This window comes from Pseudoalteromonas sp. QJM3NY_12 (genome assembly GCF_056173165.1).
Map to the genome: position 1 here is coordinate 2,323,377 of NZ_CM149661.1, position 18,895 is coordinate 2,342,271.

An 18,895-nucleotide genomic window follows, 5' to 3' on the forward strand; every position below is an offset into this window, starting at 1 on the left:
CACAAGGCCCCTGTTTTATATTTATTTATTCGAGAGTTTCTTTTTAAGTTCAGCTAACTCGTCGTCAATTTTTTCATTCTTTTGTAAATCAGCAATTTCATCTGCTAACGTTTGTTTACCCAAATCGTAAGACTCTATTTGAGATTCTAGCCCATCAATTTTGGTTTCGTAACGTTCAAAACGATTAAGTGCATCATCCACTTTAGAACTATCAAGTGCTTTTTTAACCTCAAGGCGCGACTCAGCCGAGCGTTGACGTAAAATAATAGCTTTTTGACGTGCTTTAGCATCCGCTAGTTTCTCTTGTAGCGTAGTCACTTCTTGCTGTAGTTTCTCGATATGAGATTCTACATGATCAAGTTCACTTTCTACTGCGGCGACTGCATCTGCTGATTTTTGCTTTTCAAGTAAAGCCGAGCGAGCTAAATCATCACGATCTTTGCTCAGTGCTAATTCGGCTTTGTCTTGCCAATCGCTTACTTGAGCTTTTAGTGTATCTACGCGACGTACTAATTCTTTTTTCTCAGCAAGGGTTTTTGCTGACGTAGAGCGTACCTCTACAAGTGTATCTTCCATCTCTTGGATAATAAGACGAACCATTTTTTCAGGATCTTCTGCTTTATCTAAAATGGCATTGATATTAGAATTAACAATGTCTGCAAAACGTGAAAAAATTCCCATAACATATACCTCTATTATTTAATCTAAATGTGTCTGCTTTTATTAGTATCAATATGCTTGCCAACTTTTATATTTTTAAAATACCATTTATTTTCAATATGTTAAATGTAAATTACAAATTACTTTTGTTATCCTTCATAATGAAATACACTAACTGTTAGTAAAAATGACTAAGAGTTAGGAAATATGAGTCAATATCGCCAACAGGACAATTTACTTGGCCAATCAGACAGCTTTTTATCGGTGCTTGATCAGGTTTCGCAACTGGCTAACCTAGATAAACCCGTACTCATTATTGGTGAACGTGGTACCGGTAAAGAGCTAATTGCAGCACGTTTACACTTTTTATCCAAGCGCTGGGATCAAAATTACGTCAAGCTTAACTGTGCGGCTTTAAACGAAAACCTACTCGAGAGTGAATTATTTGGTCATGAAAGTGGTGCATTTACAGGCGCAAGTAAACGCCATGAAGGCCGCTTCGAACGTGCTAATAGCGGCACCTTATTCTTAGATGAGTTAGCAAATACCTCTGCCATGGTGCAAGAAAAGCTATTAAGAGTGATTGAGTATGGTGAGTTTGAACGTGTTGGCGGCAAGCAAACCGTTAAAGTAGACACTCGCTTAGTCTGTGCAACCAATGAAGACTTACCCCATTTAGCCGAGCAAGGTGAATTTAGAAGTGATTTACTCGATAGACTCGCGTTTGATGTGATCACCTTACCGCCACTGCGTGAACGTCAAGATGACATTATGTTGCTGGCTGAACAGTTTGCGATGAACATGGCACGAGACCTTGAGTGGGAGCTATTTAGTGGTTTTACTCGCAGTGCACAAGAAAGTTTGCTCAGTTATGAGTGGCCAGGTAATGTCCGTGAACTTAAAAATGTGGTGGAGCGAAGTCTGTATCGCCACGGCAATGAACATATTCCTGTACATAAAATTATTTTAGACCCATTCGAAAGTCGCTTTAGACCTAAAGCCCGCATAAAACATGCACAAGCACCTGCTATAATACAATCTGAACCGACTACTCATGCTCAACCTGCAGAAGCGCCTGTAGCATTGAGTTCAAGTACCAAAGAACCTGAGTTTCCATGCGACTTAAAAACGCTCTCTAATGAATTTGAAATTACATTGATAAAAAAAGCATTAGAACATAGCCAATTTAATCAAAAGAAGACTGCAGAAGTACTTGGTTTAACGTATCATCAACTACGTGGTTATTTGAAAAAATACAATTTGCTAGAATAGTAGAGGTTGTGCGGGTGCATAAATTATTACTTGCTTTAATATCATTGAGCTTAGTAGGTTGCATTGATAGTAAAGAAGAAATCTTAGAAGAAAAAAACCAAGGCCTCGTTTATTGCGCCGAGGCTAATCCTGTGTCGTTTAACCCACAAGTCACAACCACAGGATCAACTATCGATATTATTGCTAACCAGTTATACGACCGGTTAATTAGTATTGACCCCGTGACCGCCGAATTTAAGAGTGAACTTGCCACTGATTGGAAGATCAGTAAAGACGGTAAATCGGTTACCTTCACTTTGCGCAAAGGAGTTAAGTTTCATACCACCTCTTATTTCACTCCTAGCCGTGAATTTAACGCTGATGATGTAATATTTACTTTTAGTCGATTATTCGACGTTTATAATCCTTATCACTTTATTGGCGATGCTAATTACCCTTACTTTCAAAGTGTGGGGATTGACCAGCTAATTCGTAAAATTGTTAGAGTCTCTGATCATCAAGTACGATTTGAGTTATTTAATGCCGAGAGCAGCTTTTTAGCTAATATGGCGACCGATTTTGCTGTCGTGCTCTCTAAAGAATATGCCATGGCGCTTGAAGCTAATAATCAAGAAAACCTATTTGATCAATACCCGATTGGCACAGGCCCCTATATTTATAAAGAGTACCGACGCGATCATTTAGTGCGCTTTTATAAAAACGCTGATTATTGGAAGCATGAGGTTGCCCTTGAGCAATTGGTGTACGACATTACCCCAAATGGTACCACCCGTATCGCTAAAATATTGACCAAAGAGTGTGATGTAACCGCACACCCGAGTAGTGCCCAATTAAGTATTTTAGCGCAGCGTGATGATATTAATGTTGAAAGAGAAACTAACTTAAATATTGGTTACTGGGCATTTAATACCGAGCGTCCACCGTTTAATAACTTAAAAGTACGTCAAGCATTGGTTCATGCCATTGATATAGATAAAATAATGCAAGCGGTATATTACGGGAATGGACTGCGTGCACAATCTATTCTTCCGCCTACGTCATGGGCATTTGAACTACAAAAAAACATGCCTATTTTTGACCCACAGTTAGCGAAAAAATTATTAACTGAAGCCGGTTTTCCAAAAGGCTTTGATATGAGCATTTGGGCTATGCCGGTAAGCCGTATTTATAACCCCAACGCCCGCAAAATGGCTGAGCTAATGCAAAGTGATTTACGCAAAATTGGCGTTAATGTAAATATTGTAGAATATGAATGGAACACCTTTATTCAACGCATTGGTGAGCATCGCCACGACAGTGTGTTATTAGGTTGGGCAGCTGATACGCCTGATCCCGATAACTTTTTTAGTCCATTATTAAGTTGTACTGCGACCTTTAGTGGCAAAAACCCTGCAAACTGGTGTAACCCTGAATTTGATTTACTACTGACCAAAGCGTTAGACACCACAGATTTAAATTTACGTAAACAATATTACGACGCAGCACAAAGCATGATCATCAAACAATTGCCGTTACTGCCAATTGCCCATGGCATGCGTTTTCAAGCAAGTAGCGCAGATGTTGAGGGCATTACCTTAGGACCATTCGGTGCTATTTCGTTGGCTAACGCGAGGAAAAAATAATGATCTTAGATTATATTTTACGCCGCCTCGGACTGTTATTTTTTATGGTGTTGCTACTCAGTATTTTTACCTTTTCGTTGAGTTATTTATTTCCTGGCGATCCGCTCAGTAACTTAAGCGGCATACCAGACACTAACTTTACCCAAAATGCGCAGTTAGAAGAAAAGTACTTATTTAACAGTAACTACTTTATGCAGTACATCGCCTTTGTAGGACGAATTTTACAAGGGGATTGGGGAATGTCATTCGCCTCGGGGAGCAGTGTTTTCGCCCATGTGGTTGATTTAATTCCTGCAACGTTAGAGCTAAGTATCTATGCGTTATTTATTTCGGTGGTAGTGGGTGTGCCTGTCGGTATTTTAGCATCGGCATATAATAAACAATGGCCTGATAAATTTATTAGCTCTACAGCGATGATTGGCTATTCTATGCCGATTTTTTGGCTGGCATTATTATTAATTATGATTTTTTCGCTCAAGCTTGGCTGGTTTCCCATGTCGGGGCGAGTGAGCTTGTTGTATGAGATACCCGCGAGCACAGGATTTATTTTACTTGATATTTTACTCGCTGATTTTCCTTACAATGGTTTGGCCATGTTAGATGCGCTGCATCACCTTACTTTACCTACTATTGTACTTGCTATGTATCCAACCACGGTATTAGTGCGCTTTACTCGCGAATCGATGTTAAAAGTGATGGATCAAAACTTCATTAAAACAGCTCGCGCCAAAGGGCTTACTCGTGGGCAGCTTATTATTCATCACGCCCTAAGAAATGCCTTACTACCGGTTATAAAACAAATAGGTTTGCAGTTTAGTACCTTGATCACCCTAGCGATGATCACTGAAGTTATTTTTTCGTGGCCTGGGATCGGTCGCTGGTTAATAGACAGTATTTATCAACGTGATTATCCCGCCATACAAGGTGGGTTAATGGCCGTCTCTTTATTTATTATTATTGCCACAATTATGGCCGAACTGACCTACACCCTACTAGATCCTCTGTCTCGGAACCAAGCGCATGGCAAAGTTTAACTTATTTTCAGAAGATTCAAATAAATCGCCATTAGCGAGACTCTGGCGAAAGTTTAAAAATAACCACCCTGCACTGGTTGGTTTATGGGTGTTTATTGCCTTTAGCCTGTTAGCGGCTACCGCGCCTTTTCTTGCGCCTTATGGGGTAAATCAACAGCACAGTGATGCACTATTACTGCCTCCCTCGTGGAATGAAATGGGCGATGTGCGGTTTATACTTGGCACCGATGATTTAGGCCGAGATGTGCTGTCTCGTTTAATGAATGGCGCCACATATACGTTCGGGTTATCGGTTGTGGCTGCACTGATCACCACTGTTATTGGTGTGTTGGTAGGTACCTTTGCAGGGATCAGTAAAGGCATACGTTCTAGTTTTTTGAACCACTTACTGGATGTAACGCTGTCAATTCCCTCATTGTTACTGGCCATCATTATTATTGCCATACTCGGCCCTGGATTAATGAATACCGTATGGGCAATTATTTTAGCCTTATTACCCCAGTTTATTCATTCAATTAGAAACCTGATAGTTGACGAACTTGGCAAAGATTATGTTACAGCCTACCGCTTAGATGGCGCCTCTAAATGGCATATTTTATCACGCGGGATTTTTCCTAATGTGTATGAATATATTGTAGTTATTTTTACGATGGCGCTTTCTACTGCTATTTTAGATATTGCGGCGTTAGGGTTTTTAAAACTGGGTGCACAGCCGCCGACTACTGAATGGGGCGCAATTTTAGCAGAGAACTTAGGACTTATATATTTAGCACCTTGGACGGTAGCATTGCCGGGCGTCCTGTTATTTTTAGCGGTTCTTTCAACAAACTTAGTGGGCGATGGACTTCGCAAAGTTTTACAAGCGCGTAAGGCCGATTAGATGCAGTTACTAGATATTCGAAATTTAACCATTGAACTTCAAACTTCCGAAACCGCCATTCGCGCTGTTGACCGCGTAAGCTTTAGTTTAAAAGAAGGTGAAGTACACGCTTTAGTGGGCGAATCAGGCTCTGGCAAAAGCTTAATTGCAAAAGCCATCGTCGGCGTGCTTAATGAGCGCTGGGTGATAACCGCAGATAGAATGCATTGGCGTGGTGTTGACTTAATGCGCTTAACACCAGAGCAACGCCGTAAGACGGTTAGCCAAGACATTGCGATGATTTACCAAGACCCCAGTCGCTGTCTAGATCCTACTGCTAAAATATTTAACCAAATCGCTGAAACACTGCCTGAAGTGGCTGCTAAAGGATTTTTCTTAAAACGCAACCGAGAGCGTAAAGACCGTGTTAAAGCCTTAATACATAAAGTAGGTATTAAAAATCATGAAGCGGTGCTTGATAGTTACCCGCATGAGCTCTCTGAGGGCGTATGCCAAAAGGTCATGATAGCCATGGCGATTGCCCGCACACCTAAGTTGTTAATTGCAGATGAGCCAACAACCGCACTAGAAAGCACCACCCGAGCACAGGTGTTTAGGTTATTAAAAAGTTTAAATCAGCTAAAGAACATGTCTATTTTGATGATCTCTCATGAGCTGGAAGAAATTGTTAATTGGTCGCATGGTATTCATGTGTTGTACTGCGGTCAAATGGTTGAAGCAGGTCCAACACACCGTATTTTTAGCCAGCCTCGTCATCCGTATACGCAAGCTTTACTAAAAAGCCTGCCCGATTATGAGCATGGTTTAGCCCATAAAGAACCCTTTTATGCGCTTAAAGGCACTATTCCAACATTACAACATTTACCGATTGGTTGTCGACTCGGTCCACGTTGCCCACAAGCACAAAAAGAATGTGTGGTTGCGCCTAAACTTTCAAAGCATCATGGTCATAGCTACGCCTGTCACTTCCCGCTGATCAAGGAAATAAAATAATGCAGCCACTGTTAAAAGTTCAAGCCTTATCAAAAACCTTTAACATGCGAGCGGGTCTATTTAGCCGTAAAAAGTTTGATGTTTTAAAAAACATCTCATTTTGCATTGGTAAAGGTGAAACAATTGCCATTATTGGTGAAACAGGCTCAGGAAAAAGTACTCTGGCTAAATTATTAGTGGGTGCATACAGTGCCGATAGCGGGCAGATATTATTGGAGAATAACACTATAGAAAACAATGGTAATCGTGATGCGCAGTGTCGTTATATCCGAATGATTTTTCAAGACTCCGCCACCTCATTGAACCCAGCAGTGACCATTGCTGAAATGCTCGATGATTGCCTAAAATTCAATACTGATTTTGATAAAACTCAACGTAGTGAAAAAATTGGCAGTACGCTGCTTAAAGTGGGTCTACTGGTCGATCATCAGCAATACTATCCGCATATGTTTAGTGTGGGGCAATTACAGCGTGTAGCGCTCGCTCGCGCGCTTATATTAGATCCTAAGGTTGTTGTACTCGATGAGGCACTTTCATCGCTTGACCCTTCTGTAAGAGCGCAAATAGTAAACCTATTACTTAAACTACAGCTTGAAACTGGATTAACCTATATTTTGATCACCCATCATTTAAGTTTAGTGCGCCATATTAGCGACCAGTTAGTGGTACTCAATAAAGGTGAAATAGTTGAATACGGCGCTACAGAAACTATTTTTCAAAACCCGCAGTCAAAGGTTACCCAGCGCTTATTGAGTTGTTAATGTCTAAACAAACAAAAAAGGCGCCAATTGGCGCCTTTTTTAATTTAGCTATTACTTATTCAGCTGCTTGAGCTGCTTTTGGTACATTAAGCTCTGCTTGTTGCTTAAGCGATTCAATGAATACCGTATAGTTTTTCTGCGCTTGCGCCATAGTAATGTTTTGCTTCATTTGTGGCTCAATGTTGTCACTCACTGGTGCATCATTTACCGCTTTAAGCGCAACAATCGCTGCATCGCCATTATTTAAGTTAACCATATCATATACAGCCGCATCACTAGGATGTGCCATTTTGAATACTTGGGTAACAATAGCAGGTGAAACAGCAAAGCTTTCACGAGTTAGTTGCGACTCTTGACGAACGTTTAGTGATTGCTCAGCAGCCACATCGTTTAAGCTCTTGCCTTCTTTTACTTGTGCAAATAACGTGCGTGCTTTTTCTTTTGCAAGGTCTGATGCCTTTTCATTCATTAAGCGTGTTTTAATTTGCTCACTTACCACGCTTAATGCTTTCGTTGCCGCAGGTTGGTGCTCATTTACACGCACCACAATCACGTGCTCATTACCAAGCTCAATTACTTCTGAATTGACTTTATCTTCTAGTAGTTCAACTGATGATAAGGCAGTCACAACCGCTGGGTTATTAAGCGGCTCAGGAAGCGCGCTAAGCGCTAGTAAAGAAGTAGATTGTACTTCTACACCCGCCACTTCAGCAGCATCGTCTAAGCGATCAGAAATCTCAAAGGCTAATGCCCCCATTTCTGTTTGCTTCTCGTAAAACGCATCTACTTTTTCAGCTTGCTCAAGTTCAGCACGTAGGTCAGATTTAACCTCATCGAACGGTTTAACTTGTTGAGTTTGTAGATCAGTCAGTTTGATGATGTGATAACCAAACTCAGAGGCAACAACGTCAGAGTAATCACCTTTGTTTTGCAATGCGAACGCTGCATCTTCAAATGCTGGTTCCATAACATCACGTTCAATCCACTCTAAATCGCCACCCATTTCTGCACTAACAATGTCATCTGACGATGTCTCTGCTAGCTCAGCAAAATCAGCACCAGCGTTAAGCTGGGCAAGTAACGACTCAGCTTTCGCTTTAGCCGCATCATCATCTTCGCTATTGTCGATTAGAATATGCGACACACGACGCTTTTCTGGTTCAACATATTGCGCTTTACTCTGCTCGTAATATGCTTTTACATCGTCTTCGCTTACCGATGCAACATCAATATCATCTGCATTTAGTTCGATGTAATTAACTGAAATTAATTCAGGTGATAAAAATTGACCTGCGTTTAATTCATAGTAATCCGCAACTTCTTGCTCTGTAACTTCAACATCAGCTTGCATTGCTTGTTTATCAATTACTAAATAATCAATGCTTCGTGTTTGCTGTTGCAACGCAATGGCTGATTTAAGCTCATTTGGCAGCGCAAAATCAGTACCCGCAACGGCAGATACTAACTGGCTACGTGTCATATCATCACGCAGGTATTCACGAAATGCGTCAGGTTGAAAATTCATTTGACGAATAACTTGTAAATAACGGTCGTTATTAAACTTGTCGCCAATTTTAAAATAAGGTAGCTCTAAAATTGTTTTACGAACGCTTTCATCACTTACGCGCAAACCAAGCTCGGCAGCTAACTGACTTTGTAATTCTTGTTGTACTAAACGGTCAATCACACCTTGACGGATTTGAGCCATGTAAGTTGGATCAGCTGCTATTTGGGTAAAGTACTCACCAAATTGTTGTTCTAAGCGGCTACGTTCATTTTGAAACGCACGGCTAAATTCTGTTTGGCTAATTTTAATTCCATTTACTTCAGCAACGGGTTGTTCTGTGGTTTGACCTAAGTAACTACCGATCCCAGCTAAGGCAAAAGATAAAATCACCGCGCCTAAAATGACTTTGGCTACCGGCCCTTGCGAACCTTCTCTGATTTTCTCAAGCATTTGTTTATCTCTTTTCTGAGCAAGGTATTTTCTACCTTGTCATATGTAAAAAAAGCGTATCTTACCAGATACGCTTTTTCACTTGAAGTAACTGGCGGTGAAGTAACTTAATTTATCGATTGCAATAATTAAGCGTCTCTTTACTCGCCATAACTAAATTGTTTACACAATGATTAGTTTACTGCGTCTTTAAGCGCTTTACCGGCTTTGAAAGCTGGGATGTTAGCTGCAGCAATTTGAATCGTTTCACCAGTTTGTGGGTTACGACCTGCACGAGCAGCACGCTCACGTACAGAGAAAGTACCAAAACCAACAAGTGCAACTGAGTCGCCATCTTTTAGCGCGCCAGATACAGATTCGATGAATGAATCTAGTGCACGACCTGCAGCCGCTTTAGAAATGTCAGCATCAGCTGCGATTTGATCGATTAATTGAGATTTATTCACAATATCATCCTCTTTCATTGTTGTTATCAAGAGCGATTGTTTTTTAAACTAACATCACTGTTTTGAAATTTTTGAGCAATTTTTTTAAAGCTCATATGATTATATTTTTCTTAAGCCTAGGCCCTGCAAGGGCTAGGCTTGAAAACCAGTGCTTAACTTATCATACCGTTTAGATTTGAAAAGCCCCTAAAAGCACTTTTTTTGGCTTTTTTACTGCTTTTTTGGTGTTTCGACTGAAAAACTATCAACTGGATGCACTAAAGCAAGCTTCAATACTTCGTCAATCCACGTAACAGGGTGAATCTCAAGACCCGCCAATACGTTATCAGGTATCTCTTTTAAGTCACGTTCGTTAATTTTAGGGATCACCACCGTTTTAATACCGCCTCGGTGAGCCGCTAATAATTTCTCTTTTAAACCACCAATAGGCAGTACTTCACCACGCAGGGTAATCTCACCCGTCATGGCCACATCAGAGCGCACTGGATTACCCGTCAGGCTTGAAACCAAACACGTAACCATTGCGATACCCGCACTTGGACCATCTTTAGGAGTTGCGCCCTCAGGTACATGCACGTGAATATCACGTTTTTCATAAAAGTCGCTATTAATACGTAGCTCATCAGCACGATTACGCACAACTGTCATTGCCGCTTGAATCGACTCTTGCATTACATCGCCTAACGAGCCGGTATAAGTCAATTTGCCTTTACCTGGTACTGCAGCACATTCAATCGTTAGTAAGTCACCGCCTACTTCTGTCCATGCTAGGCCAGTTACTTGGCCTATACGGTCGCCATCTTCTGCTTTACCGTAATCAAAGCGTTGCACACCTAAGTACTCTTCAAGGTTATCTGCATCGATAGTGACCGTTTTGGTGTCTTTTTCCATTAAGATATTTTTAACCGCTTTACGGCATAATTTAGACACTTCACGCTCTAAGTTACGAACGCCCGCTTCACGCGTGTAATATCGAATAATACCGATAATGGCACTGTCAGCAATTTCAACTTCTTTCTCTTTTAAGCCATTACGCTTAACTTGCTTTGGAATTAAATGTTCTTTAGCGATATTTAATTTTTCGTCTTCGGTATAACCGGCTAAACGAATAACTTCCATACGGTCCAATAAAGGCCCAGGAATATTAAAGCTATTAGAGGTAGCAACAAACATTACATCAGATAAGTCGTAATCGACTTCTAAGTAATGATCAGCAAAATGGCTGTTTTGCTCAGGGTCGAGTACTTCAAGTAATGCTGATGCAGGGTCACCACGCATATCCGCTGACATTTTATCAATTTCATCTAACAAGAATAACGGGTTTTTAACGCCCACTTTAGTCATGTTTTGAATCAACTTACCAGGCATAGAGCCAATATAAGTACGACGGTGACCACGTATCTCAGCTTCATCACGTACACCACCCAGTGCCATACGAATGTACTTACGGCCAGTTGAACGCGCAATAGATTGCCCAAGAGAGGTTTTACCTACCCTGGCGGCCCAACTAAACACAAAATAGGCCCTTTAAGCTTATTAGTACGCTGCTGTACCGCGAGATATTCAATAATACGCTCTTTAACTTTATCAAGTCCGTAATGATCGCTATCTAGTATTTTTTGCGCGCCTGCTAAATCTTTTTTAACTTTAGAGCGTTTTTTCCACGGTACGTTAATTAGCGTATCTATGTATGAGCGAACAACACTAGCTTCTGCCGACATCGGCGACATCATTTTAAGTTTGTTAAACTCTGCCGTGGCTTTTTCTTTCGCTTCGTTAGGCATACCTGACTCTTCGATGCGTTTTTTTAGCGCTTCGAATTCATCTGGCACATCGTCAATTTCACCAAGCTCTTTTTGAATCGCTTTCATTTGCTCATTGAGGTAGTACTCACGCTGCGATTTTTCCATCTGCTTTTTAACGCGGGTACGAATTTTTTTCTCAACTTGCAATAAGTCTATTTCACCTTCCATCAACGCCATTAAGTACTCTAAGCGCTCCGTAACGCTTGATATTTCAAGTACCTTTTGTTTTTCAGGCACTTTTAATGGCATATGCGCAGCCATGGTATCAGCAAGACGCGCTGGCTCATCAATACCAGAGACCGAGGTCATCACTTCAGGTGGGATTTTTTTATTTAATTTTACGTAGCCTTCAAACTGGCTTAATGCACTGCGAATAAAAATATCTTGTTCTTGTTCATTCACTGAATCAGATTCAATAAACTGAGCATTGGCAACAAAGAAGTCTTCGTTATCAACAAACTCTTCGATATTTGCACGCTGTGTGCCTTCAACTAATACTTTTACTGTACCATCGGGTAGCTTTAATAATTGAAGTACAGTCGCAATTGTCCCTACACGATAAATATCGTCTTTCTCAGGCTCGTCTACAGTTGCATCTTTTTGTGCAACTAAGAAAATTTGTTTGTCTTTATCCATTGCCGCTTCAAGGCATTTTATTGATTTTTCACGGCCTACAAAAAGCGGGATCACCATGTGTGGATACACCACTACATCGCGCAGTGCTAGCACAGGGATTTCGACTCGATCGTTTCTCTCAAGCGTCATTGTATTTTCTCTTTGCACTTCATTTATTTAAAGATTACTCAAGTATATGGGGATAACCTAATTAAAGTTCAACAATTTTTGCCAACTCGATTAAATTAATTATAAAAAAAGGAGCCATTGGCTCCTTTTTTTTACAACTTGCTCAGAATTTAATCTACTGCGGCTTGTTCTTGATTACTGCTGTCATAAATCAAGATTGGGGCAGACTCACCTTTAATAACGGTTTCATCAACAACCACTTTACTTACGTTATCAATTGAAGGCAGCTCATACATAGTATCAAGCAATACACCTTCTACGATTGAACGCAGGCCACGTGCACCTGTTTTACGCTCCATTGCTTTATGAGCAATAGCACGTAGTGCATCATCACGAAACTCAAGCTCAACGTCTTCCATACCAAACAATACTGAAAACTGCTTAGTAATGGCATTTTTAGGCTCACTTAAAATTTGTACCAATGCAGCTTCATCAAGTTCAGTCAATGTAGCAACAACAGGTAAACGGCCAATAAATTCTGGTATTAAACCATATTTTACTAAATCTTCAGGCTCAACATCTTTAAATGTTTCGCTTAAAGAACGGCTCGCTGCCGACTCTTTAACGTTAACGCCAAAGCCAATACCGGTATTTTTGTGGCTACGCTGTTCAATAACTTTGTCAAGACCAGCAAATGCACCACCACAAATAAACAGAATTTTAGAGGTGTCTACTTGCAGGAACTCCTGCTGTGGATGTTTACGTCCACCTTGTGGCGGAACAGAAGCAACGGTACCTTCAATCAGTTTCAGTAAGGCTTGTTGTACACCTTCACCTGATACATCGCGTGTGATTGATGGGTTGTCAGATTTACGTGAAATTTTGTCAATTTCATCGATGTAAACAATACCACGTTGTGCTTTTTCTACGTCGTAGTCACATTTTTGTAAAAGCTTTTGAATGATGTTTTCAACATCTTCACCCACATAACCGGCTTCGGTTAACGTGGTGGCATCGGCCATTGTAAACGGCACATCTAGCAAACGTGCTAACGTTTCAGCTAGTAGTGTTTTACCACTCCCCGTTGGGCCAATTAATAAAATATTACTTTTACCTAATTCAACGTCTTGTTTAGTTGATTGGTTGCGTAAACGCTTGTAGTGATTGTAAACCGCTACAGACAACACTTTTTTCGCATGCTCTTGGCCAATTACGTAGTCGTCTAAGTGGTTACGAATTTCTTTTGGCACAGGTAATTTGTCAGCGGCATCATGCTTAGGCGCGATGTCTTTAATTTCTTCCCTGATAATATCATTACACAGCTCTACACATTCATCACAAACGTATACTGAAGGTCCTGCAATTAATTTTCGAACTTCATGCTGGCTTTTGCCACAAAAAGAGCAGTATAACAATTTATTACTTTTGTCGCCGTCTGTAGGAGTGTCAGACATTCAGCTACCTCATTTTATTACGTTGGCCACCAAAGTCTTGGTGGCTATTTTAATACGCTTTAACTATACCAAAATTTAGGCTTTTTCGCATAGTAACTCTCATTAGCAAGCATTACTGCTTGCAGGCATACTTACTTGCTACCGCGATTAGTAAATACTGAGTCAACAATACCGTAATCTACAGCTTGGCTTGCACTCATAAAGTTATCACGGTCTGTATCACGTGAAACAACATCAAGCGGTTGGCCAGTATGCTCAGCCATTAAGCGATTTAATTTGTCTTTAATAGACAAGATTTCTTTCGCGTGTATTTCAAAATCAGATGCTTGACCTTGGAATCCACCTAATGGTTGGTGAATCATTACACGTGAATTAGGTAAACAAAAACGTTTACCCTTAGCACCACCAGATAGTAAAAACGCACCCATGCTAGCCGCTTGGCCCACACAAATAGTACTTACATCAGGTTTAATGAAATTCATTGTATCGTAAATAGCCATTCCCGCAGTGACCGAGCCACCCGGTGAATTGATATATAAGAAGATATCTTTATCTGGGTTCTCTGATTCTAAGAAAAGCATTTGCGCTAAAATCAGATTTGCCATGTTGTCTTCAACTTGGCCCGTTAAAAAGATAATACGCTCTTTTAATAGTCTCGAATAAATATCAAACGAGCGCTCGCCTTTAGCTGTTTGCTCAACAACCATTGGTACTAATGCGTTTAGGGGATCTGTCATACCAGTGTTCATACTTATTTAATTCCTTATGCGCTTATACTTATTCTAAGAAAAGCATAATGATCATTTTTAGCTAATTAAGAACCACAAACTAAAATGGCCCGGGCACACTGCATAAACAGAGTAACACGAGCCATTTAATCGTTAGCGAGCGCTTAAGTCAATGACTTATTATGCACCTTGCTGTGGATTCATGATGTCATCAAATGCTTTTTCAACATCAGTCACAGTTGCTTTAGCTAAAATAGCTTCAACAGCTTGCTCTTCCATTGCTACATTACGCATTTGTTGCATTAGTTGATCATTTGCTTTGTAGTATTCTACTACTTCAGTTGGATCTTCGTATGCAGATGCTACAGTAGCGATAAGTGCTTCAACTTTAGCGTCATCAACTTTGATGTCGTTCGCTTTGATCACTTCGCCTAATAATAGGCCAGTTTTAACTCGTGTAACTGCTTGCTCATGGAACAATTCAGCTGGAAGCTCAGGCATATTTTGACCGTTACCACCAAAACGTTGAGCAGCTTGCTCACGTAAAGCGTCAACTTCTTGGTCTATTAATGCTTTAGGCACTTCAACTTCGTTTTGCTCTAAAAGACCTTTGATTGCTTGATCTTTTACGTTAGCTTTAACCGCTTGGTCTAGCTCACGTGTCATGTTCTTTTTAACTTCTTCTTTAAGCGCGTCTACGCCGCCTTCGGCAACACCGAATTTAGTTGCAAACTCATCGCTTAATTCAGGTAATTCTTGCGCTTCAACTTTTTTCACTGTGATAGTGAATTGAGCCGCTTTACCTTTTAAGTTTTCAGCGTGGTAATCTTCAGGGAAGTTTACGTCAGCAACAACTTCTTCGCCTGCTTTTTTGCCTACGATGTTGTCTTCAAAACCTGGGATCATACGACCTTGGCCAAGTTCTAATGGGAAATCTTCAGCTTTACCGCCTTCGAATTCTTCACCATCGATAGTACCAACGAAATCAACCGTTACACGGTCGTTTGCGCCAGCAGCTGCATCAACGTCAGCCCAAGAAGCGTGTTGCTTACGAAGTGTCTCTAGCATGTTTGCTAAATCTTCGTCAGTTACTTCTACCGCTGGTTTTTCAACAGCAATTTTCTCTAAACCTTGAACTTCAACTTCAGGGTAAACTTCAAATGTTGCTGAGAATTCTAAATCTTTACCTGCTTCAAGTGCTTTTGGTGCAAATGTAGGTGCGCCAGCAGGGTTAATTTTTTCAGCAACAATTGCTTCAATGTAATTACGTTGCATTACTTCGCCAGCAACTTCTTGACGAACAGCTGGTCCGAAACGCTTGTTGATTACTGATACTGGTACTTTACCAGCACGGAAACCGTCGATACGCTGCGTTTTTGACAGTTGTTGTAAGCGTTTTTTTACTTCGGTCTCAACGTTCTCTGCAGGAACGGTGATGGTCAGACGGCGCTCAAGGCCTTGAGTCGTCTCAACAGAAACTTGCATGATTTACCTCAATATTCAATTTTGGCGACTTTTCGCCTTCATTACAAACAAAGTAATCTATAGGCGTCTTGATAAAATTCAAGCCTTAGAGCTTAAAAAAATCCGTCGCTACCAGGAGATACCATTGCTGCTCTGCCCTAGGGCACTATATTTTTAAACAAATAGACGCGGCATTATAACCTAATATTCATGATAGTCGAGTGTGGGGGGCAATTATTTGGGGTAGTTAAAGGCAGATAACGCCTAAGCGAATAAAAAACAGGCTAATTAAACTGTATAGAATGAATAGGAGCAAAAAATAGAGTTATTTTAAATAAAATAGAGATTTAGAATATGGAATTTAAGGGGAAATGGTCGGCGATGCAGGATTTGAACCTGCGACCCCTTGGACCCAAACCAAGTGCGCTACCAAACTGCGCTAATCGCCGATATAGATATTTTCTCGAATACTTAAACTTAGGATTTAAGACCACCTATAAGGAAGTGGTCGGCGATGCAGGATTTGAACCTGCGACCCCTTGGACCCAAACCAAGTGCGCTACCAAACTGCGCTAATCGCCGATATTCTTTTTTGTAAATTGGGGTGACTGATGGGGCTCGAACCCACGACAACCGGAATCACAATCCGGGGCTCTACCAACTGAGCTACAATCACCACGGCATTACAGTGTTTTCAAAATGGCGCACCCAGAAGGATTCGAACCTTCGACCGACGCCTTAGAAGGGCGTTGCTCTATCCAGCTGAGCTATGGGCGCATCGAAAACTTCATAGTTCACTAGTAAGTTAAATTGTTATGAGTAAACATAAAAATGGTCGGCGATGCAGGATTTGAACCTGCGACCCCTTGGACCCAAACCAAGTGCGCTACCAAACTGCGCTAATCGCCGATACTTACTATTGTCTGCGAGTGACCTCGTTGACAACGGGGTGCATAATAGTGATTTGACCGGGTTAGGTCAAACGTTTTTTTAAGAAAACAAATCAATTGCTCATTTTTAGTTCATAATGGTCAAATATTACGATACAGGGATAAAATTTAAACTCTTTTTTATAATTCGGGGGCTTATAATTTAAAAGCAACTTGGCGCTCAACCGCTTTTCTGCGAAAATAGCCACCATATTAAAAAATGAGTAAGGTGAAGGTCTTTTTCTTTATCGGCATTTTAACCCCTATATATGCATTCGTTTTTTAAATGTATCGGTATCAAGTTAATTAACCTAATTAAAGGTCACCCATGACGGCAAACATCATTGATGGTAAAGCAGTAGCAAAACAAGTACGTAGCGCAGTGGCTGAACGAGTTTCAGAACGTGTTGCACAAAACCTTAGAGCCCCAGGATTAGCTGTGGTGCTTGTTGGACAAGACCCAGCCAGCCAAGTTTACGTTGGTTCAAAACGTAAAGCCTGTGAAGAAGTTGGTTTTATTTCTAAATCATTTGATTTGCCCGCAGACACAACAGAGCAAGCGCTATTAGCATTAATTGATGAATTGAATGTTGATGGCGAAGTTGACGGTATTTTAGTGCAACTTCCTTTACCTGCAGGCTTAGACGCAGAAAAAATTCTTGAGCGTATTACCCCGCATAAAGATGTTGATGGCTTTCACCCTTATAACATTGGTCGTTTAGCGCAGCGTATGCCAGCCCTTCGCCCATGTACACCAAAGGGTATTATCACCTTATTAGATTCAACTGGCGTGCGTTACAAAGGCATGCACGCAGTGGTGGTGGGTGCCTCTAACATTGTGGGTCGCCCTATGTCACTTGAACTGTTGTTAGCTGGCTGTACGACTACTGTTTGTCATAAGTTCACACAAGATTTAGAAACCCATGTTCGCCGTGCTGACTTATTGGTTGTTGCTGTAGGCAAACCAGAGTTTATTCCGGGTGACTGGATAAAAGAAGGCGCGATTGTTATTGATGTGGGTATTAACCGTTTAGACAACGGTAAGTTAGTGGGTGACGTTGAATACGCTACTGCAGAACAAAAAGCTGACTTTATTACCCCTGTACCTGGCGGCGTAGGCCCGATGACAGTTGCTAGCTTAATTGAAAATACGTTAGAAGCGTGTGAGAAATATCACAGCTAATAAATAAAAATAAAGTAATCCAAAGCCCGCTTAATTGCGGGCTTTTTGTATCATCATTCTTCGTTTTATTAAGTCCAAGCCTTGTGGCAAAACCGAAAACATAATCATTAATAACATAATCGCGTACTGCCAATTTGCATACTGCTCGTTAATTAATATTCCTGCACATAAAATACCGGCAATTGGGTTGGCTATAGTGCCAAAAGTAAATTCAACAACTGACATTCGTCCTAATAACCAAACATATAGGATGTAAGCCAAAGCAGTATTAGGGACCACCAGCCAAAATAACGCCAGCCATTGCGTGGTATTTATTGATGCAGTTAAAAATTGATACTGCTGTGGAGCAAAATAGAAAGCTTGAACCATAGCGGCAATTGCTAGCAAACTGCCACCAATGATTAGCTGCCACGTGAGTACCGTCCACCAGTGAACTTTAGCCGTTACTTTTTGTACCAGCGTACTGCCTATCACAATAGTTAATAACGCCCCTATCAGCGCTAAAACCCCCAAAACATTAAGTGCTACATGTTGTGGATCAAATAAGCGCCATGCTAAAACCACTAAAGCAAGCGCACAAATACCTTGCACTAGCGCTGGCTGTTGTCGTTTAACAAGCCATGCATATAATAATGCAACAACCGGTACAGACACCATACCCACGCCTGCAATAGCTGCTGGTAGGTTAATTGCCATTACAAAAATAAAGCTAAAAAATAACGCAATATTAATTGCGCCGATCAGAAAAATGCCTGGCCATTGTTTAGCCGTTGGCCAAGAAGGTTTAAACAGCAACAACAATAAACCGGCAGGAAGTGCGCGTATGGCACCTAATAAGATTGGTGGCCACTCTGGGGTTGCGTACTTAGTCACTGCATAAGTCGTGCCCCATAAAAAAGCAGGGATCATGGCAAGTAAAATATTCATTAATTTTCCATTTTTAAATTGATGAATGCGAGTTTA

General features: G+C 40.9%; 14 protein-coding genes, 5 tRNA genes and 1 pseudogene. 7 read left to right on the forward strand and 13 right to left on the reverse strand.

Annotated features, from left to right (window positions below):
- Nucleotides 1-21 precede the first annotated feature (21 nt).
- Entirely contained in the window at nt 22-681 is a 660-nt protein-coding gene (gene pspA, locus AC0VZ5_RS10900; protein ID WP_010388087.1) for a phage shock protein PspA, read from the reverse strand.
- 186 nt (nt 682-867) lie between these two features.
- Here pspA and pspF point away from each other — a divergent pair, with 186 nt between their 5' ends.
- From pspF to AC0VZ5_RS10930, 6 genes are read left to right on the forward strand one after another with little or no spacing between them, the layout of a single operon-like run.
- Nucleotides 868-1,932, forward strand: coding sequence for a phage shock protein operon transcriptional activator (gene pspF / locus AC0VZ5_RS10905; protein WP_178956359.1), 1,065 nt, complete (start codon nt 868-870; stop codon nt 1,930-1,932).
- 14 nt (nt 1,933-1,946) lie between these two features.
- A complete protein-coding gene (locus AC0VZ5_RS10910; protein ID WP_475472812.1) occupies nt 1,947-3,554 on the forward strand; it encodes an ABC transporter substrate-binding protein in 1,608 nt (535 codons plus the stop codon).
- Entirely contained in the window at nt 3,554-4,588 is a 1,035-nt protein-coding gene (locus AC0VZ5_RS10915) for an ABC transporter permease (protein WP_010388081.1), read from the forward strand. Before AC0VZ5_RS10910 ends, AC0VZ5_RS10915 begins: the two co-directional genes overlap by 1 nt.
- A complete protein-coding gene (locus AC0VZ5_RS10920; RefSeq protein WP_010388079.1) occupies nt 4,575-5,468 on the forward strand; it encodes an ABC transporter permease subunit in 894 nt (297 codons plus the stop codon). The genes AC0VZ5_RS10915 and AC0VZ5_RS10920 overlap by 14 nt, the downstream gene beginning before the upstream one ends.
- Nucleotides 5,469-6,461, forward strand: coding sequence for a peptide ABC transporter ATP-binding protein (locus AC0VZ5_RS10925; protein WP_010388077.1), 993 nt, complete (start codon nt 5,469-5,471; stop codon nt 6,459-6,461).
- The gene (locus tag AC0VZ5_RS10930) at nt 6,461-7,222 is read left to right on the forward strand and encodes an ATP-binding cassette domain-containing protein (protein WP_054202403.1); all 762 of its coding nucleotides are present in this window, start codon (nt 6,461-6,463) and stop codon (nt 7,220-7,222) included. Before AC0VZ5_RS10925 ends, AC0VZ5_RS10930 begins: the two co-directional genes overlap by 1 nt.
- 55 nt (nt 7,223-7,277) lie before the next feature.
- Here the strand turns inward: AC0VZ5_RS10930 and AC0VZ5_RS10935 are convergent, their stop codons facing one another.
- The 11 genes and pseudogenes from AC0VZ5_RS10935 to AC0VZ5_RS10985 all read right to left on the reverse strand — a co-directional run bounded on the left by AC0VZ5_RS10935 (nt 7,278) and on the right by AC0VZ5_RS10985 (nt 16,729).
- On the reverse strand, nt 7,278-9,179 hold the full coding sequence (locus tag AC0VZ5_RS10935) for a SurA N-terminal domain-containing protein (RefSeq protein ID WP_475472816.1): 1,902 nt from the start codon (nt 9,177-9,179) through the stop codon (nt 7,278-7,280).
- A 173-nt stretch (nt 9,180-9,352) separates the two neighbouring features.
- The gene (locus AC0VZ5_RS10940) at nt 9,353-9,652 is read right to left on the reverse strand and encodes an HU family DNA-binding protein (RefSeq protein WP_256872136.1); all 300 of its coding nucleotides are present in this window, start codon (nt 9,650-9,652) and stop codon (nt 9,353-9,355) included.
- Between the two features lie 183 nt (nt 9,653-9,835).
- Nucleotides 9,836-12,195: pseudogene (lon, locus tag AC0VZ5_RS10945) on the reverse strand (endopeptidase La).
- Between the two features lie 149 nt (nt 12,196-12,344).
- Complete coding sequence (clpX, locus tag AC0VZ5_RS10950) at nt 12,345-13,628, reverse strand: ATP-dependent protease ATP-binding subunit ClpX (RefSeq protein ID WP_475472818.1); 1,284 nt, start codon at nt 13,626-13,628, stop codon at nt 12,345-12,347.
- A 131-nt stretch (nt 13,629-13,759) separates the two neighbouring features.
- Nucleotides 13,760-14,377, reverse strand: a complete 618-nt coding sequence (gene clpP, locus AC0VZ5_RS10955) for an ATP-dependent Clp endopeptidase proteolytic subunit ClpP (protein ID WP_008111041.1) — start codon at nt 14,375-14,377, stop codon at nt 13,760-13,762.
- 159 nt (nt 14,378-14,536) lie between these two features.
- Nucleotides 14,537-15,841, reverse strand: a complete 1,305-nt coding sequence (gene tig / locus AC0VZ5_RS10960; RefSeq protein ID WP_138605062.1) for a trigger factor — start codon at nt 15,839-15,841, stop codon at nt 14,537-14,539.
- A 351-nt stretch (nt 15,842-16,192) separates the two neighbouring features.
- Nucleotides 16,193-16,269, reverse strand: a tRNA-Pro gene (locus AC0VZ5_RS10965).
- A 56-nt stretch (nt 16,270-16,325) separates the two neighbouring features.
- Nucleotides 16,326-16,402 (reverse strand) — tRNA-Pro (locus AC0VZ5_RS10970).
- Nucleotides 16,403-16,420: 18 nt separating this feature from the next.
- Nucleotides 16,421-16,496: transfer RNA gene (locus tag AC0VZ5_RS10975), tRNA-His, on the reverse strand.
- Between the two features lie 24 nt (nt 16,497-16,520).
- Nucleotides 16,521-16,597: transfer RNA gene (locus tag AC0VZ5_RS10980), tRNA-Arg, on the reverse strand.
- A gap of 55 nt (nt 16,598-16,652) precedes the next feature.
- Nucleotides 16,653-16,729 (reverse strand) — tRNA-Pro (locus tag AC0VZ5_RS10985).
- A gap of 348 nt (nt 16,730-17,077) precedes the next feature.
- On the opposite strand from AC0VZ5_RS10985, the gene folD reads away from it, so the two are divergent.
- Nucleotides 17,078-17,932 (forward strand): bifunctional methylenetetrahydrofolate dehydrogenase/methenyltetrahydrofolate cyclohydrolase FolD, encoded by an 855-nt coding sequence (gene folD / locus AC0VZ5_RS10990; protein WP_290170116.1) that lies wholly within the window; start codon nt 17,078-17,080, stop codon nt 17,930-17,932.
- A 30-nt stretch (nt 17,933-17,962) separates the two neighbouring features.
- On the opposite strand, the gene AC0VZ5_RS10995 is transcribed toward folD, so the two are convergent.
- A complete protein-coding gene (locus tag AC0VZ5_RS10995) occupies nt 17,963-18,859 on the reverse strand; it encodes an EamA family transporter (RefSeq protein WP_475472821.1) in 897 nt (298 codons plus the stop codon).
- Nucleotides 18,860-18,895 lie beyond the last annotated feature (36 nt).

What these genes read in the sequence shown, in the direction of transcription:
- pspA (WP_010388087.1), bottom strand. Translation starts at nt 681, where the DNA reads ATGGGAATTTTTTCACGTTTTGCAGACATTGTTAATTCTAATATCAAT.
- pspF (WP_178956359.1), top strand. Translation starts at nt 868, where the DNA reads ATGAGTCAATATCGCCAACAGGACAATTTACTTGGCCAATCAGACAGC.
- AC0VZ5_RS10915 (WP_010388081.1), top strand. Translation starts at nt 3,554, where the DNA reads ATGATCTTAGATTATATTTTACGCCGCCTCGGACTGTTATTTTTTATG.
- AC0VZ5_RS10920 (WP_010388079.1), top strand. Translation starts at nt 4,575, where the DNA reads ATGGCAAAGTTTAACTTATTTTCAGAAGATTCAAATAAATCGCCATTA.
- AC0VZ5_RS10925 (WP_010388077.1), top strand. Translation starts at nt 5,469, where the DNA reads ATGCAGTTACTAGATATTCGAAATTTAACCATTGAACTTCAAACTTCC.
- AC0VZ5_RS10930 (WP_054202403.1), top strand. Translation starts at nt 6,461, where the DNA reads ATGCAGCCACTGTTAAAAGTTCAAGCCTTATCAAAAACCTTTAACATG.
- AC0VZ5_RS10935 (WP_475472816.1), bottom strand. Translation starts at nt 9,179, where the DNA reads ATGCTTGAGAAAATCAGAGAAGGTTCGCAAGGGCCGGTAGCCAAAGTC.
- clpX (WP_475472818.1), bottom strand. Translation starts at nt 13,628, where the DNA reads ATGTCTGACACTCCTACAGACGGCGACAAAAGTAATAAATTGTTATAC.
- clpP (WP_008111041.1), bottom strand. Translation starts at nt 14,377, where the DNA reads ATGAACACTGGTATGACAGATCCCCTAAACGCATTAGTACCAATGGTT.
- tig (WP_138605062.1), bottom strand. Translation starts at nt 15,841, where the DNA reads ATGCAAGTTTCTGTTGAGACGACTCAAGGCCTTGAGCGCCGTCTGACC.
- folD (WP_290170116.1), top strand. Translation starts at nt 17,078, where the DNA reads ATGACGGCAAACATCATTGATGGTAAAGCAGTAGCAAAACAAGTACGT.
- AC0VZ5_RS10995 (WP_475472821.1), bottom strand. Translation starts at nt 18,859, where the DNA reads ATGAATATTTTACTTGCCATGATCCCTGCTTTTTTATGGGGCACGACT.